Here is a 16,020-nt window from a genome sequence, read left to right as displayed (position 1 = left end):
TCCCTCCTTAAATTTTTGTCTATAAAATCCATTTCAAAAATACACACATTGAGAAAACCGGCCAGTTTTCCGTTCACACTCTATAGGATTCTTCTAAAATGACTTCCTTCTATGAATGATGTTATACATTGAATAATAATGGTTTTCTGTTATCCAATCTACAAATAGGATCCATCCTTTTCGTATCAAAAACTATCATATAATCAATAAAAAATCACGCAATTCATCCTTCGCCAGGGAGTAGCCCTGAGGCAAAGGACTTCTTGCGTGAAAACGGTTAAGGAAAGCTCGTCATCTTGTACCCATTCGTCTCCAAGAAAGTTGTTTTTACTAAGTGTACAGTCCCATCTACTTATCAAGTAGAAACTTTAAACCCATCATGTATAACTAACTTCCACTTTTCTCTTTTTTCTGTAAAGCAATCAATGTTAGAAATTCAAACATCACATTGGCAGCAGCAGCGGCAGTAATTTGTCCATGATCATAGGCAGGCAGAACTTCTACCAAATCAAAACCGACAAAATCCAACCCTTTCAAGCCCCTTACAAATGCCAAAGCATCATCAATACTGGCTCCAGCTACTTCTGGGGTACCTGTACCCGGGGCATAACTTGGATCAAGAAAATCAATATCAAAGGATAAGAAAACAGGACCTTGACCAACTCGTTGATGAATGATTTCCAGCATTTTGGGAACTCCCAACTGTTTATATTCATTGGTCGTAAACACTTCCAGTCCCAAATTTCTGGCCACATCCAGATCTTCTGGTTCATACAGTCCGCCACGCATCCCGATCTGAATCGATCGATTCACATCAATTAAACCTTCTTCAATCGCCCGCCGCATCACCGTTCCATGATTGTATTTTTGTCCAAAATAACGATCCCACGTGTCAGAATGAGCATCAAATTGAATCAGGGCCACAGGACCATGTTTTTTGGCAATGGCTCGCAATTCACCTAAAGTAATTGAATGATCGCCACCCATTACCACAGGAATAATACCTCTTTCGACCACAGGTAAAAGCTCTTTTTCGATGTTTTGATAAGTTTCAACAATATAACCGGGAATCACAGGGATATCTCCATAGTCCACACCAGAGATATAGTCAAAAAGATTAATTTTTTGTTCCGGGTTATAAGGACGCAGGAGAACAGAAAAATCGCGAATCGATTCAGGGCCGAAACGGGATCCGGTTCGGTACGAACTCCCTGTATCAAAAGGAATTCCAATCACAACAAAATCCATTTCGTCATCCAAATGTTCGACATACGGAAGACGCATAAATGTGCGAGGGCCACTAAACCGAGGTGATTCAAAGGAATTTTTCGGCTGATATTTACCCATTTTACTTTCCTCCCATGTATTTTATTTATGGATAGTTTCTATTCTTCTATAAATTCCTTCTTATTCGGCAATAAATAGGATAAGGTTACCATCACGATCAAACTGGCGGCAATGCCATACATAATCGGGTTGGTTGACGTAATGCCTTCAATTGCCAAGCCCGTGACCACAACCAGCGTACTAATGACAATCGAATAGAGTCCCGCTTTGACAGATGCCCTTTTCCAGAAAAAACCCAATATAACAGGCACAAAGATCGCTCCAGATAAAATCGCATAGGCAATGTCTAAAGCTACCAGTATGTCTTGAATCCACACAGCAAAGACAATAGCCAAACCTCCGAGCAAAAAGGTCATCAAACGGGAAATCACCACCATTTTCCTTTCGCCCGCATCTCTCCAAAAGAACGGTTTCAAAATATCGTTGGTTAAAAGTGTAGACGAAGCCAAAAGTGTTCCCGATGCCGTAGACATTAAGGCAGAACAGACACTGGCAAGTACAAGTCCTAACATACCTGGAGGCAAAATCTGAAGCGATAACTCAGCAAAAACATTTTGCGGGTTGCCTATCTTCGGCAAAATAATAATTGCGCTCATTCCAATCAAACTGATCGCAATCGCATAAGCTACACTGTAAATACCGGCAAAGACCGTTCCTTGACGAGCAATTTTATCCGTTCTTGCTGTGAAAATACGTTGCCAGATATCTTGTCCAACGACCAAACCCAAGCAATATAACAAGAAATATTGGAAAATTTGTGCCCATCCCAGATTCGCCAAATCCCAATATTTAGCAGGCAGCTGATCCACGAGCGTACTCCATCCGCCTGCTTTGGACACACTTAAAGGCAACATGACAAAAAATATACCTACCGTCATAATGATGAATTGAATAATATCCGTCATGGTGACACTCCACATACCACCCAAGATGGTATAAAACAGGACTATTCCGCCACCAACCAGCATCGAAACAGTCAGATCCCAACCAAGAACAGCGTTGATAATGGTTCCCAGTCCAATCACCTGGGTAACCGCTACCATCAAGGTGTAAATGGTTGAAACAGCCGCACTGATTAACCGGGTTTGGGAATTATACTTCTTTCCCAAGAATTCACTAATGGTTGTTACTTTTGATTTGGAAATGGGACCAATCATAAACAATCCCAAAATAACAACACCAAGCCCAATCATCGTTACAAACCACAAACCTGAGATTCCATATTGATAACCCAATTTGGCGGTTCCGATCGTAGAGGCCCCGCCAAGAATCACCGCTGCCATACAACCAAGATACATGAAAAGTCCCAGATTTCGACCGGCAAGTGCATATTCCTCTGAGGTTTTGGCACGTTTAGAGCCAATGATACCTACCGTAATCAATACCGCAAAATAAAGTAAAACAATCCCAGTATCCAATAAATTCATACTTTTTCCTCCAATTCGCGATTAAATCCAAGGACTCCAATCTCTTTTTCATATTCAGAAAGAGCTTCATCCAGCTTGTCCAAACCTGTATGGATCTCCTCCTCTGTAACAGAAAGCGGCGGAATCATGCGAATCACTTCTCCACTATTGCCACAGAAGTAGAATAGGACTCCTTTTTGAACGCATTTGTTTAAAATGTTCATTAAACCTTCACCGTCAGGCTCGCCTGTTTGGGGATTGACGATTTCAATTCCGATTATTAAGCCCAGCGAACGAACATCACCGACCACAGGATGTTTCCATTTCAGCCAATCCAGTTTTTCGCGAGCAATCTGCCCCATCCTTAGGCAATTTTGCAATAAATTTTCTTCTTTTATAACTTCAATCGTCGCCAAAGCGGCGGAACAGGCTATGGGATTTCCTCCAAATGTAGTACCATGGCTGCCGGCAGGCCATTGTTGCATCAATTCTTTTGAACTCACAGTGGCACTTAACGGTAAGCCGGAAGCAATTCCTTTCGCAATAGCCATGATATCCGGTGTGACTTGAAATGTTTGTGCTGCAAACCAATTGCCGGTTCTCCCAAAACCTGTTTGCACTTCATCAAAAATGAGTAAAATGCCATACCGATCACAAATTTCCCTGATTTTATGTAACCATGCTCGCGGTGGAACGACATACCCTCCTTCCCCCAGCACGGGTTCCAAAATTATACAAGCCACTTCTTCGGGTGTCACCTGATGTTTAAACAAAGTAGTGATATCCTGTTCCAATTTTTCAACACATTCCTGCTCTGAATATTGTTTTGGATTTGCATAAGGAATTTGGTAGGTGAGCCCATTGGGTTGCAAAAATTTGCGATACTTGCTTTTAGAGGTCGTTACACTGAGCGCCCCCATTGACCGACCGTGAAAACCTCCTGTAAATGAAATCACATATGGACGTTTGGTCACATGCTTGGCCAGTTTTATAGCCCCTTCAATCGCTTCCGTTCCACTGTTTCCGAAAAAAAAGCAATCCAATCCTTCGGGCAAGATCTGTCTCAGCTCATCTGCCAACCGTAAAATCGATTCATACATGATCACGCCAAATGGTCCATGTAACAACTGATCAGCAGCATCCTTGATTGCCTGTACCACCTTGGGATGGCGATGGCCAATATTGGTGACTGCAATTCCAGATGTAAAATCAAGATATTTCCTACCATCGGCACCATAATAATAACAACCTTCTTCTTTCATTACAGGAAGATTTGGATGATCTTTGGCCATGCTTGGCGCTACCAGTTCCCCTGCATTTTTGACCAAATCAAGCCAACTTTTTGTCATCAAAGGTTTTCCCTCCTTTTTCCTTCTTTTTATATGCAAAATGAATGCCATCGTATATTCATTTTTTAAACGAAAAATCAACTATTTTGATCGCTATTTTTATTTTTAAGACAGTAGTTTAATTCATTATTGAATAAAAAATCGATTTATCGATCTAAAATATAAAGATAAAGAAGGGTTGATTATTCGATAATGAATAATTGTATTCAAAATCGAATAATAAAAAATTCAACTTAATCCGATTTTGCACGAATACATTTGCGAATCCTGATCTCTCTGCTCTCACCTACAAAAAACACAAAGACCACAGTAACTTGAAAAAGTTACAAGGCCTTTGTGTTTAAATGAAAGGACTTAATGAATTGAGGTTACCCTCATACTCGATTAAATCACATTTCTTACAATTATTACTAGATAAGAGAGTTATTTTTCACAAACGCATCAATGAAAAAACCATAGCCTTGAAAGTAATCAAGGCTATGGCTTGTTAAAATTCCTTTTATACTTCCATGATAATCGGTAAAATCATCGGACGGCGACGTGTCCGTTCATACAGAAATTTACTCAGTGAGTCACGAATGCTGGTTTTGAGTGATGCCCATTCGCTTACTTGATCCTTCATGCATCTTTCCATTGTTTGATTGACTACTTGCGTTGCATCTTCCAACAATTGTTCCGACTCCCGGACATAAACAAAACCTCGTGAGATAATATCGGGTCCGGAAAGAATCGTCCCATTGGTTTTACTTAGGGTGACTACGACTACTAAAATTCCATCTTGAGATAATAATTTGCGGTCTCTTAGAACGATATTTCCAACATCACCAACACCGAGTCCGTCAATCAATACTTTTCCTGTAGGAATTTTCGGACCATATCTTGCTTTTCCACCTGAAATTTCAACAGTGTCTCCATTGTCACAGATAAAAATGTTTTCTGGTCGAACTCCGACCGATTCGGCAAGTTGGGCATGAGCTCGCAACATGCGATACTCACCATGAATCGGAATAAAATACTTGGGTTTCATGAGATTTAGCATCAATTTGAGGTCTTCTTGAGAACCATGGCCAGAGACATGAACATGAGACGTTGTACTGTATACCACATCCGCACCAATTCGGAAGAGTTGATCGACAATGCGACCGATCATCTTTTCATTTCCCGGTATCGGAGTTGCAGCAATAATCACAGTATCCCCAGGTAAAATCTCAACCTTACGATGAGAAGCATTCGCCATCCGGTTCAAGGCAGACATACTTTCTCCTTGACTCCCGGTTGAAATAACAGCTACTTTATGCGCAGGCAACCGGTTTATATCGTCTGGTTCGATGATAATATCTTTTGGAATGTGCAGATATCCTAACTCCGATGCAATATTGACAACATTGACCATACTACGGCCGACTACAGCCAATTTTCTTCCGTAAATATAACAAGCATCCACCACTTGCTGAATACGGTGAATATTGGACGCAAAAGTGGCAACGATCACCCGTTGTTTTGCCTTACGAAATACTTCCTTGATTCCTTCTCCGACCGTACGTTCCGAACCAGTAAATCCAGGACGTTCTGCGTTTGTGCTGTCCGACAGTAAACATAGAACACCCTTTTTACCTATTTCCGCCATTTTATGCATATCTGCCAGCTGTCCGTTCACAGGAGTCATATCAAACTTGAAGTCTCCTGTATGTACAACCGCTCCTTCAGGCGTATGGATACATACTCCCACCGAGTCAGGAATACTATGATTCGTATAGAAAAATGTGGCTTTTAGCGAACCTAGAGAAATCTCCGATTGGTTGTTGATGACAAATCGTCTCACGTCGTTCAGCAGATGCGCTTCCTTGAGTTTATGCTCAATCAGTCCCATGGTGAGCTTCGTGGCATAAATCGGCACCTTGATCTGCTTGAGAATGTAGGGTAGCCCACCAATATGGTCCTCATGTCCATGCGTCAAAATGATCCCACGTACCTTATCCTGGTTCTCAATCAAATATGTGATGTCAGGAATCACGATGTCAATTCCTAACATCTCTTCCTCAGGGAACATCAGGCCCGAATCAATGACTACAATATCGTTCCCATATTGGACGACGTACATGTTTTTTCCGATTTCATCCAACCCACCGAGAGCAAAAATAAGTAATTTGCCTCGCTGGTTTCTGGTCAAATACTGTTACCTCCTATTTTGTTGTCGTTCACCCTAAACCGCACAATCTCACTTGGTTTCATTATATACGATTAAAATTTGGGTATGCAATAAGTTGAACCAAATATTTTCTTAATCCGAAATCGAGTAGAAAAGAATTCGATGTCCATAATAATATCAAGGAGGGATTTCATGCATTTCTTAAGCCGACATGATCATCATTCTTATCCTTTGAGACATCTTCGAGACGAGATGAACCGAATCTTCCAACATTACTTGGATGATCCCTTCTTTCGGGATCAAACAACCCTGATACCTCCCATCAATTTGCGTGAAGAAGCAAACCGATATGTAGTGGAAGCTGAACTTCCCGGTCTCTCAGCGAAAGACGTACAAATCGAAATTCATGACAATATCTTGACGATCCGTGGGGAAAAACGGATTGAGGAGAAAAAGGAAGAGGACCGGATGCATGTAGTAGAAAGCCGATATGGCTCATTCCAACGTTCGATCACCCTGCCGCCTAATAGCAATACGGATATGATTACCGCTGAACACAAACGAGGCATTCTTTACATTCACATTCCCAAAGATCAAACTCACCCGCCGCGCAAGATTGAAGTAAAAGATAAAGATCGCGATCAATAATTTCTCTGCCATCCTGATCGTACAATCTCCATCACTAATAAAAAAAGGCTGTCTCCCAAGCGAAACAGCCTTTTTGTTCATTGAATCTATCGAATTATTATTCTCTAAAAAGGTTGGCTTATATAATCCCATCATTATTTTTGTGTAGACTTTTTCATGAAAATGAAAGCCACACTGATGGCCATCAAAACCAAAATCACTCGGAAATCATTCCGGCTTATATTCAATAAATCATGGCTGACCCATACCTCCAGGAAATGGGAAGGTATTTTTCCAATGGCAGTGGCAATTACAAAATCCAGCAAATGAATATGAGTAAATGCTCCTGTTACATTGATGACGACCGAGGGAATGAAAGGTGTGAGTCGAGCCAGCAATACCGAAAGAAACTGCTTTTTCCTGGTCCATTGATTAAACGCTTGTACCCATTTCCAATGTTGATCTTTGGTTCCTTTCCACTTGCGAATCCCATAACGATAAAGTAAAAAAGCCACTGTAGATCCCAATACTTCCGAAAACCAGGACAACACGCCTCCCGCAAGCGGCCCCCACACGACTATATTGGCTCCTGTCACGATGATGGATGGTACCACTCCGAGCACATTGATCACAGTATTGAGTAAAATGCTCAGGATGATTGCCAAACTTCCCCATTCCTGAAACCATGTGACGATCTGTTCCGTCATTTCTCCTGCTCCAATCATTGATGAAAAAAGCCCCAAAAAAGGGGCTTGAAGTTATGGAATCAGTTCGATCCAAGATTGGGCTTTGGCTACTTCCTGTTCATTTAACTCCACCAGTGGAAGGCGAACAGTCGGTTCACATAACCCTTTTTGGGATAATACGTATTTAAGCGGCACAGGGCTGGTCGTAAAGAATAACCCTTCGAATACAGGCAAATATTTGCGGAACAATTCCGCTGCCTGTTTAACATTTCCTTCGAGATAATGGTTAATAATGGCTTTGAGTTCCTTTCCCAAAATGTGACTGGCCACACTGACGACACCAGCGCCACCTACAGAGAGAACCGGTAAAGTTAGCGCATCATCACCGCTGTATACAGCCACATCCTCTGAAACCATCGAGATTAAATTGGCAATCTGTGTCAAATTTCCACTTGCTTCTTTTATCGCCACCACATTTGGCAATTCAGCCAATCGGGCCATGGTTTCAGCCGTCATATTCACACTGGTTCGGCCTGGTACATTGTATAGCATGATGGGCAAATCCACTGCTTCTGCCACTGTTTTGAAGTGTTGGTAAAGCCCCTCTTGCGAAGGCTTGTTATAATAAGGCGCAACCAGCATCGCACCATCTACACCCAACGCTTCAGCTTCTTTGGTTAACTGTAATGTCTGCTCGGTGCTGTTGCTTCCTGTCCCGGCGATGACCTTAATTCGCCCATTCACTTTTTCCAGCGTAAACTGGAACAGTTTCAGCTTTTCTTCATGGGACAGGTTGGGGGATTCTGCCGTTGTTCCTGAAACTACAATGGCATCACTCTCATGGGCGATCAAGTGCTCGATGATCCCTTCGAGTTTTTCCCAGTCTATTTCCCGATCCCGTGTAAATGGTGTAATCATTGCTGTTATCAAACGTCCAAATTGCATCCTTTTTCTTCCCTTCCTTATGCGTAATTCGATCGATGCAGATTGAATTTGCGATGCAACGCCCGAACAGCCTTAACCATATCTTCTCCGCGAACCAAGACCCAAATGGTCGTATGGGAATCGGCTGACTGCAAAATCTGGATATCCTCTTCTGTCAAAGCCTCCACGATTTTTGCCATCACGCCAGGCATACCGGCAATTCCTGCACCAACCGTTGAAACTTTGGCACAGTGACGATGAAGTTCTGGCTCTATCCCCAATTCGCGTAAAATTCCCAGTGCTTTATCTGCTTGTTCATCCTTGACAGTATAAGCAATCTCGCTTGGATTTACGCTAATAAAATCAACACTGATCTCATGGTCTGCCATCGCCTGGAACACTTTCAGGTGGAGGTCAAACTGGCCATGCTGAACGGTTATCTTGATTTGAGTCACTGAAGGCATTTGGGTGATCCCTGTAATTAAACGATCATGGATTTCTCCCGCCAGTTCATTGGACTCGTTCATATTGGTAACCAGCGTTCCAGGGTGATCAGACATCGTGGAGCGAACACGAATCGGGACATTGGTTTGCATCGCAATTTCTACTGCACGTGGATGTACAACTTTAGCCCCTTGAAACGCCAAATTGCACATTTCATAGTAAGTAACCATATCCAGCGGTGTTGCATCTTCCACGATCCGTGGATCTGCGGTCATAACACCTTCTACATCCGTGAAAATATCGACATATTCCGCTTGAAGCGCCACGCCCAGGGCGGTAGCCGTTGTATCACTGCCACCACGTCCCAGCGTCGTCACTTCCCCATCAGCGGTCTGCCCTTGGAATCCGGTCACAATAACGACTTTTCCCTGTTCCAGTTCATCCAGGATGCGTTTGGGGTTTACTTTGATGATTTGTGCATTGGTAAATTGGTTATTGGTAATAATGCCCGCTTGTCCACCGGTCAATACAACACTTTTGATTCCATGTCGGACAAGCAAGCTGGAGAGCGTGGTAGCAGAAATCAATTCTCCGCAGCTTAGGAGCAAATCGAGTTCCCTTGGAGCCAAACCGGCACCGTTTTCTTTCACCAAACTGAGCAAGGTATCGGTAGCATAAGGTGCTCCCTTTCTCCCCATTGCAGATACAACGACAACCAATCGATAATTTTCAGCTAAAGCCCGCTTGATATGATGAACGACCCTCTCACGCGTTTCTGGTGTAGCTACTGAAGTTCCCCCGAATTTTTGCACCAGTATTTTCATGATGATATCCCTTCTCTAACTCTATTCTTCAGCAATCAGCGCTTCGGCAATCTGAATCGCATTCGTTGCCGCTCCTTTTAAGAGGTTATCGGATACAACCCACAGGTTCAAGGCACGTGGATGATGCAGGTCACGGCGAATCCGTCCCACGAATACCTCAGTACGATCGACGGCATCGATTGGCATTGGATAAACCTGCTCTTGAATGTCATCTTTTACAACAATACCAGGCGCATTTTCCAATAAGGACCGTACTTCTTCCAGATCAAAGTCCTGTTTTAACTCGACATAAACCGATTCACTATGTCCACGGTAAACAGGAACACGTACACAAGTCGCTGTAACCTTAATCTCTGGATCATCAAAGATTTTTTTGGTTTCTCTGACCATTTTCATCTCTTCCAGGGTAAATCCATTTTCTTGGGCCACATCGCATTGCGGAATCACATTAAAAGCAATGGGATAATGTTTATCCAACTTGCTGACAGGCATGACATTGAGTGGAAGTTGATCTCCTGCCAAAGAGGCTTGCGTTTGTTTTTCCAATTCCACGACCGCTTGCCAACCCGATCCGGATACCGCCTGATAGGTTGAAACAATGACACGATCAACACCATAGCGATCATACAATGGCTTCAAGGCTACGACCATTTGAATGGTAGAACAGTTTGGATTTGCAATAATTCCTTTATGATTGCGAATAGCTTCTTTGTTTACTTCAGGAACCACTAGGGGCACCTCTGGATGCATCCGAAACGCATTGGTATTATCTATCACTACAGCTCCTCTTTTGACTGCTTCTGGAGCCAGCTTTTCACTCACGCTACCCCCAGCGCTGAAGAGAGCGATATCTACACCTTCAAAAGCTTCTGGAGTTGCTTCCTGTACAACGACATCTTGCCCACGAAAACGGATCGTACCACCTGCCGAACGTTTGGAAGCGAGTGGTCTCAGTTCCTTGACAGGAAACTGACGCTCTTCCAGATACTTCAACATTTGCTCACCTACAGCACCAGTAGCACCTACAACAGCAACCGTGTATGTTTTATTCGCCATCAACCATTTCTCCTTCCAGTGTTTCATCAAAAATAACAAGGAAGTCCCCAGGTTGATATGAAAGAGGGGACTATGTTTCTACTAATTTAACTTCCTTCTCTATTATGTTGTCAAGTACCGATATTTTTCAACTATGAGTGGTTGCAATTGTCTCCCATTCATTGCTGCCAAGCAGGTTTCAGGAATCAATTCCATTCTGGCTACCATTGATTTTGGCTTTCCTTCTGGATTGTCCTGGCCAAAGGGTACAAAATAAATATCTTTGGCAGCTAAGAGTTTAGCCAGATTGGCAGCATTGAGTCCGAGTGCATCATTGCTCGAAATCGCAAGTACTACAGGACGATGATTGCGCATCTGTGCTTTCGCCGCCATAAGCACTGGACCATCCGTTAAAGCATTGGCCAATCGGGCAAGTGAATTCCCCGTACAAGGAGCGATCACCAAGCAATCCAGCATTTTCTTGGGGCCAAACGGCTCTGTTTCAGGAATCGACATCAACGGTTTTCGTCCCGTAATTTCTTCAATTTGTTTAATCCAATCGCTCGCTTTCCCAAATCGGCTATCCACTGTCGCCACTGTATGCGAAATAATGGGAATCACTTGCGCATCCAACTCAACCAGACGTTTCATTTGTGGCAGCACTTCATCATGGGTACAATGAGATCCTGTCAGTGCAAAGCCGATGGTTGCATTATGAAAGTTCAACAGGATCCCCCTCCTTTTTCATCGCTTCCATCATTAATTGTGTCATCGTACGTGCCAAAATCTGTCCAGCTGTCTTCGGAGCCACAATCCCAGGTAAACTTGGAGCCAGAATCGCTTTAATGCCTCTTTTTTCAGCAAATTGGTAATCAACTCCACCCGGTTTGGAAGCGAGATCGATGATCACTGCATCATGAGGGACGTGGGCCAAAACAGCAGATGTAATAACGACAGCAGGAACTGTATTGAAAATCAGATCTGCATCGCGTACATTTTCAGCCAATTCCAGTATATCAAAGGGTTCCAATCCCATTTCAAAAGCTCTGGCAAAATCGCTTGAACTGCGAACACCCATTTTTACCTTGGCACCCATAGCCGTTAAAATCCGAGCCAATGTCATTCCGACTCTTCCCAATCCCAGCACGATACAAACAGAATGATGAATCGTAATATCGGTATGCTGGATCGCCATCATGATGGCGCCTTCTACCGTTGGAATCGAATTGTATATAGCCACATCATCTCGATCCAACAACTGAATCAACCGGATTTGATGTGAACGACACAGGTTTTGCAGATAAGATCCCGCAATTCCGGCAAAAACAATACAATGCTTCGGTAACGACCCAATATGCTCTTCGGCTAACACTAACTTTTTGGAAGTAAACACACTGTTTACTTGCCCTTTTTCATCTGTACCCACAATCGGCAATACCAGAATGTCTGCCTGTTTAAAGGTATCTGTGTGTAGTGCTTTTTGTCTTGTTCCACTAAAGTGACTTTGCAGGTTATCAAATCCGACCAAGCTTACTGTTGCATTCATCTGAATACAACTTTTAATAACTTCCAGCTGTCTGGCATCTCCACCGAGGAAGACGACATTCTTGCCTGTCAGCATCTATTTCGACTCCTTTCCCCGGAAGCCTAACCGGTATAAACATGTAAATTCACACTTTTTCATCTCTGATTGCATCATATGAATAGGTAAATGAAACGGTTACCCTTTTGCCCAATTTCTCATCATGATTTATGAAGCATTTTCAATCGCAAAAAAAAAGGAATCGCATTGCCTGCAAACAAATACGATTCCCTGTCAAACTTTGTGTTTATTTAACAGAAACACGTCCAATAGCAGAATCAATAATCACCATCTCGGGTCCTATCTTTTTAATCATCGACCAGTCGAGCTCCATTTCTGGGTTGTTTTTCTTAAAAAAAGAGGTTCCTACCGGAATCAAAATGGACTCAATCCTTCCTGTAGCGGAGTCGATCACCATATCTGCATGTGAAAAAGATCCCAATTTTTCACCGCTCCTTAGATCCACACACTCTTTTTCCACAAATTCACTCCATCGCACCGTTCACCACTCCTTAGCCCGGAAGTGGTACAAATATATGAGGAAGAACAACCGATCTAGACCTATTTTTATATAAAAAAGCCTGACATCCGTTTTGCTCTGGATGCCAGGCTTTTGGTTCCACAGCATATGATGGAAAAAATTCAAGGGATTTGAAGTTGATCTTTCAGTTTGTAATACTCCACAATATATTGGTCTAACTGTTGACTAAGCGGCAGCACATGGGGGTCTAATAATCGTGAGTATTCTCCATTTACAGATTGAACCAGTTCGGCACGGAGCCGCTCCAAATTCTCTTCCAAACGCCTCATTTGAAGTGTTCCCACCATAACCAAGAACCCCCTCATCCTATTTACCCGTGTGTCCAAAACCACCTGATCCCCGAACGGTTTGCTCCAATTTTTCAACCACTTGAAACTGAACTTTCGGTACTTGCTGAAACACAAGCTGGGCAATACGGTCGCCACGCTCCACTGTGAAGCTTTCTTCACCCAAATTAAGCAAAATAACACCGATTTCCCCACGATAATCAGCATCAATCGTTCCAGGAGTATTGAGCACAGTCAGACCATGCTTCAAGGCCAAGCCGCTACGTGGCCGTACTTGTGCCTCCAGTTCGTGGGGCATTGCAATTGCTATTCCGGTGGGAATCAACTTCCATTTACCTGGCAAAATGGTGACAGGTTCACTCACGGCTGCATGTAAATCAAAACCACTGGAACCCACTGACATTTGTTGAGGAAGTGGTAAATCCTCGTTTCCTGGTAGTTGACGAATCTGTACGTTATACAACAGCCTTCCCCCTAAATGACGCAGGAACTTCTCCCGTCGGTGAAATCAAAGCCAAAGACATTTTTGACGAGAACATTTCTCTGGCCAGCTGATTCACATCATCCAAACTGATGTTCTCGACACTCTGAATAATTTCATCCAAAGTAAAATGCCGATCCAAAAGCAATTCATTCCGTCCCAGACGGCTCATACGATTGTTCGTACTTTCCAGTCCTAACATAATGCTTGCTTTCAGCTGTTCTTTGGCTTTAGACAATTCTTTTGGTGTAATGCCTTTTTCACTGATTTGATGTAACACCTGTTTTATCAACTCGCAAACCTCATCTTCCTGTCCATGTGCCGTTCCGGCATAAATCGCAAAAAGTCCTGAGTCACGATGCGCAGAATGATAGGAATAAACAGAATATGCAAGCCCACGTTCTTCCCGAATCTCTTGAAATAACCGTGAGCTCATGTTTCCACCCAACACATTATTTAACAGTACCAATGTATAAATCCGTTCATCTCGCATCGACAGACCTGGAAGTCCGATACACAGATGGGTTTGCTCTGTTGCCTTGACCCTGGTTTTGACATGGGGTGTAAAGACCGGTGGCTTTTTCTGGATACTTGCCGGTTTCCCCTGATGCTTTGCAAATACTGCCTCAACTTGTTCCAAATAATCTTGGGGCAAGTTACCCGCGATGGCAATGACAACGTTTTGTGGATGATAGAATCTTTCTTTATACCGAAACAGATCATCTCGTGTAAAACTCATTACATTTTCCACTGTCCCTAACACTGGATAACTTAAAGTATGATTGCCCATCGAAACTTCGGACAGCAGGTCATGCACGAGATCATCAGGAGTATCTTCTACCATCCGAATTTCTTCGATCACGACTTTTTTCTCTTTTTCCATTTCCTCTTCCGAAAAAACGGATTCAAAAAACATATCACCTAAAATATCAAGCGCCACCGAAAAATGCTGGTCCAAAACCTTCGCATAATAGCAGGTCATTTCTTTGGAGGTAAATGCATTGACATGACCACCAATTTCATCAAATGCTTCCGCAATCTGTCGCGCTGTTCGTTTTTTCGTCCCCTTAAACATCATGTGCTCGATAAAATGAGAAATTCCGTTCTCTTCTTTGGTTTCATTTTCTGAGCCTGTGCCGATCCAAATACCCAGAGCAACAGATCGTACATGGGGAATCGGTTCTGCCACAATCCGCAATCCGTTCGATAAAGTATGCTTAACGATCACAAAGATCCTCCTATCTACGATCGGCTCGTCCCCATCAATCAAAAACGAGATAAGCACTCCTACTATACCAAAGTTGAACGTCTCACTCAATCTTTTCCATTCGCTTGGAGGAAAGTACTTCTCCAACCGTTCCCAGTTTTATTCCCTTTCTCTTCACCAGACGAACAATTTGAGGAAGAGCAGTCACCGTTCGATCGGTGGGATGCATCAAAATCAAACTGCCGGGACCGATTCCTTTTTCTATTCTTTCAACCATTCTGGCCGGGGTTGAATCTTTTCGCCAATCTACCGTGTCTACTGTCCATAACACCGTTTTCATTTGATTTTTAAACGCAATATCTACAACCCGTTGGTCAAAGTCTCCGGCTGGTGGTGCAAACCACTGGCTCTTTATATTTAACGTCTGGTTAATCAATTGACTGGTTTTCCCTATCTCCTGTTCAATGCGATCACTGGATACTGTACTGAGAAGTGGATGAGAATAAGCATGATTGCCTATTTCATGTCCAGAGGCAACGATTTTTTTCGCTTCTTTAGGATGCTTCTTTAACCATGAACCATCGAGAAAAAAAGTAGCCTTTACTTTTTCTTTCTCGAAAATCTCTAACATCGCTGGTAGATATTCTGTTCCCCATGCAACATTGACCATGATCGCTGCTGCCTGTTTTTTATCATTCCCTCGATAAATCGGAACAGCTCCCAATTGATCCAGTGTGATCTTGGGTGGAATCTCTTTGTAAACCCACTGAATGGTATCCTTGTTTTTTTGCTTTATCGTTTTATCCAAAGTCGCCTCTATATCGACTTCTCGACCATTTAATCCCGGAATGGCTTTCCAGATCCGATCAACTCTGGCATCAATCGGTGGCAAGTAATGGTTGGGCGCTTCTTTTTTAATTTGTTCACGCAATCGTTCACGTTCATCTTGATCAGCAAGAATAGGGAGCGCTTGATCACTTTTTACTGCATTGACATAAAGGGTGACCGGTTCAGATTGTACCAGGGATGCTGCCAAAACAGCGGATAATAACATCCATTTCACTTTCAACATAGCTCCTCCTTTTCTCTTTCTTAAATTATGCTTACGTGTAACTCCCTATTCAGGCTGAC

Annotated in this window: 16 protein-coding genes; 1 reads left to right on the top strand and 15 read right to left on the bottom strand. The window is 42.9% G+C overall.

All coding sequences use genetic code 11. From position 1 onward, the window contains the following. Positions 1-387 precede the first annotated feature (387 nt). From speB to rnjA, 4 genes are all read right to left on the bottom strand, one after another. On the bottom strand, positions 388-1,347 hold the full coding sequence (gene speB / locus BMZ78_RS08085) for an agmatinase (protein WP_093229430.1): 960 nt from the start codon (positions 1,345-1,347) through the stop codon (positions 388-390). A 38-nt stretch (positions 1,348-1,385) separates the two neighbouring features. Next, a complete protein-coding gene (locus tag BMZ78_RS08080) occupies positions 1,386-2,774 on the bottom strand; it encodes a sodium:solute symporter family protein (RefSeq protein ID WP_093229428.1) in 1,389 nt (462 codons plus the stop codon). Then, positions 2,771-4,102: an aspartate aminotransferase family protein gene (locus tag BMZ78_RS08075; protein WP_093229426.1), complete on the bottom strand. Its 1,332-nt coding sequence runs from the start codon at positions 4,100-4,102 to the stop codon at positions 2,771-2,773. The genes BMZ78_RS08080 and BMZ78_RS08075 overlap by 4 nt, the downstream gene beginning before the upstream one ends. A gap of 499 nt (positions 4,103-4,601) precedes the next feature. After that, positions 4,602-6,272 carry a ribonuclease J1 gene (rnjA, locus tag BMZ78_RS08070; RefSeq protein ID WP_093229424.1) on the bottom strand — a complete coding sequence of 557 codons (1,671 nt, stop codon included), beginning with the start codon at positions 6,270-6,272 and terminating at the stop codon, positions 4,602-4,604. 171 nt (positions 6,273-6,443) lie between these two features. On the opposite strand from rnjA, the gene BMZ78_RS08065 reads away from it, so the two are divergent. After that, a complete protein-coding gene (locus BMZ78_RS08065) occupies positions 6,444-6,899 on the top strand; it encodes an Hsp20/alpha crystallin family protein (RefSeq protein WP_175482363.1) in 456 nt (151 codons plus the stop codon). A gap of 134 nt (positions 6,900-7,033) precedes the next feature. Here BMZ78_RS08065 and BMZ78_RS08060 read toward each other — a convergent pair whose 3' ends face one another. From BMZ78_RS08060 to BMZ78_RS08010, 11 genes are all read right to left on the bottom strand, one after another. Beyond that, positions 7,034-7,585 (bottom strand): TVP38/TMEM64 family protein, encoded by a 552-nt coding sequence (locus BMZ78_RS08060; protein WP_175482362.1) that lies wholly within the window; start codon positions 7,583-7,585, stop codon positions 7,034-7,036. Between the two features lie 51 nt (positions 7,586-7,636). Beyond that, complete coding sequence (dapA, locus tag BMZ78_RS08055; RefSeq protein WP_093229420.1) at positions 7,637-8,509, bottom strand: 4-hydroxy-tetrahydrodipicolinate synthase; 873 nt, start codon at positions 8,507-8,509, stop codon at positions 7,637-7,639. A gap of 17 nt (positions 8,510-8,526) precedes the next feature. Then, complete coding sequence (gene dapG / locus BMZ78_RS08050; RefSeq protein WP_093229418.1) at positions 8,527-9,756, bottom strand: aspartate kinase; 1,230 nt, start codon at positions 9,754-9,756, stop codon at positions 8,527-8,529. A 21-nt stretch (positions 9,757-9,777) separates the two neighbouring features. Next, positions 9,778-10,812: an aspartate-semialdehyde dehydrogenase gene (locus tag BMZ78_RS08045; protein WP_093229417.1), complete on the bottom strand. Its 1,035-nt coding sequence runs from the start codon at positions 10,810-10,812 to the stop codon at positions 9,778-9,780. Between the two features lie 102 nt (positions 10,813-10,914). Beyond that, a complete protein-coding gene (locus tag BMZ78_RS08040) occupies positions 10,915-11,517 on the bottom strand; it encodes a dipicolinate synthase subunit B (protein WP_093229415.1) in 603 nt (200 codons plus the stop codon). Next, the gene (dpsA, locus tag BMZ78_RS08035) at positions 11,504-12,412 is read right to left on the bottom strand and encodes a dipicolinate synthase subunit DpsA (RefSeq protein ID WP_093229414.1); all 909 of its coding nucleotides are present in this window, start codon (positions 12,410-12,412) and stop codon (positions 11,504-11,506) included. Before dpsA ends, BMZ78_RS08040 begins: the two co-directional genes overlap by 14 nt. Positions 12,413-12,620: 208 nt before the next feature. Next, positions 12,621-12,872: a YlmC/YmxH family sporulation protein gene (locus BMZ78_RS08030; protein WP_093229412.1), complete on the bottom strand. Its 252-nt coding sequence runs from the start codon at positions 12,870-12,872 to the stop codon at positions 12,621-12,623. Between the two features lie 143 nt (positions 12,873-13,015). Continuing rightward, positions 13,016-13,201, bottom strand: a complete 186-nt coding sequence (locus BMZ78_RS08025; protein WP_175482361.1) for an aspartyl-phosphate phosphatase Spo0E family protein — start codon at positions 13,199-13,201, stop codon at positions 13,016-13,018. A 19-nt stretch (positions 13,202-13,220) separates the two neighbouring features. Beyond that, complete coding sequence (gene dut, locus BMZ78_RS08020; RefSeq protein WP_093229410.1) at positions 13,221-13,664, bottom strand: dUTP diphosphatase; 444 nt, start codon at positions 13,662-13,664, stop codon at positions 13,221-13,223. Beyond that, positions 13,657-14,910 carry a M16 family metallopeptidase gene (locus BMZ78_RS08015; RefSeq protein ID WP_093229408.1) on the bottom strand — a complete coding sequence of 418 codons (1,254 nt, stop codon included), beginning with the start codon at positions 14,908-14,910 and terminating at the stop codon, positions 13,657-13,659. Before BMZ78_RS08015 ends, dut begins: the two co-directional genes overlap by 8 nt. Before the next feature lie 82 nt (positions 14,911-14,992). Next, positions 14,993-15,961 (bottom strand): polysaccharide deacetylase family protein, encoded by a 969-nt coding sequence (locus tag BMZ78_RS08010; protein ID WP_093229407.1) that lies wholly within the window; start codon positions 15,959-15,961, stop codon positions 14,993-14,995. Positions 15,962-16,020: the final 59 nt, after the last annotated feature.

The organism is Thermoflavimicrobium dichotomicum (genome assembly GCF_900114055.1).
GTDB classification, from domain to species: domain Bacteria; phylum Bacillota; class Bacilli; order Thermoactinomycetales; family Thermoactinomycetaceae; genus Thermoflavimicrobium; species Thermoflavimicrobium dichotomicum.
Note: the sequence above shows the minus strand (reverse complement) of the source record. Positions and strands in the feature narration are given on the sequence as shown.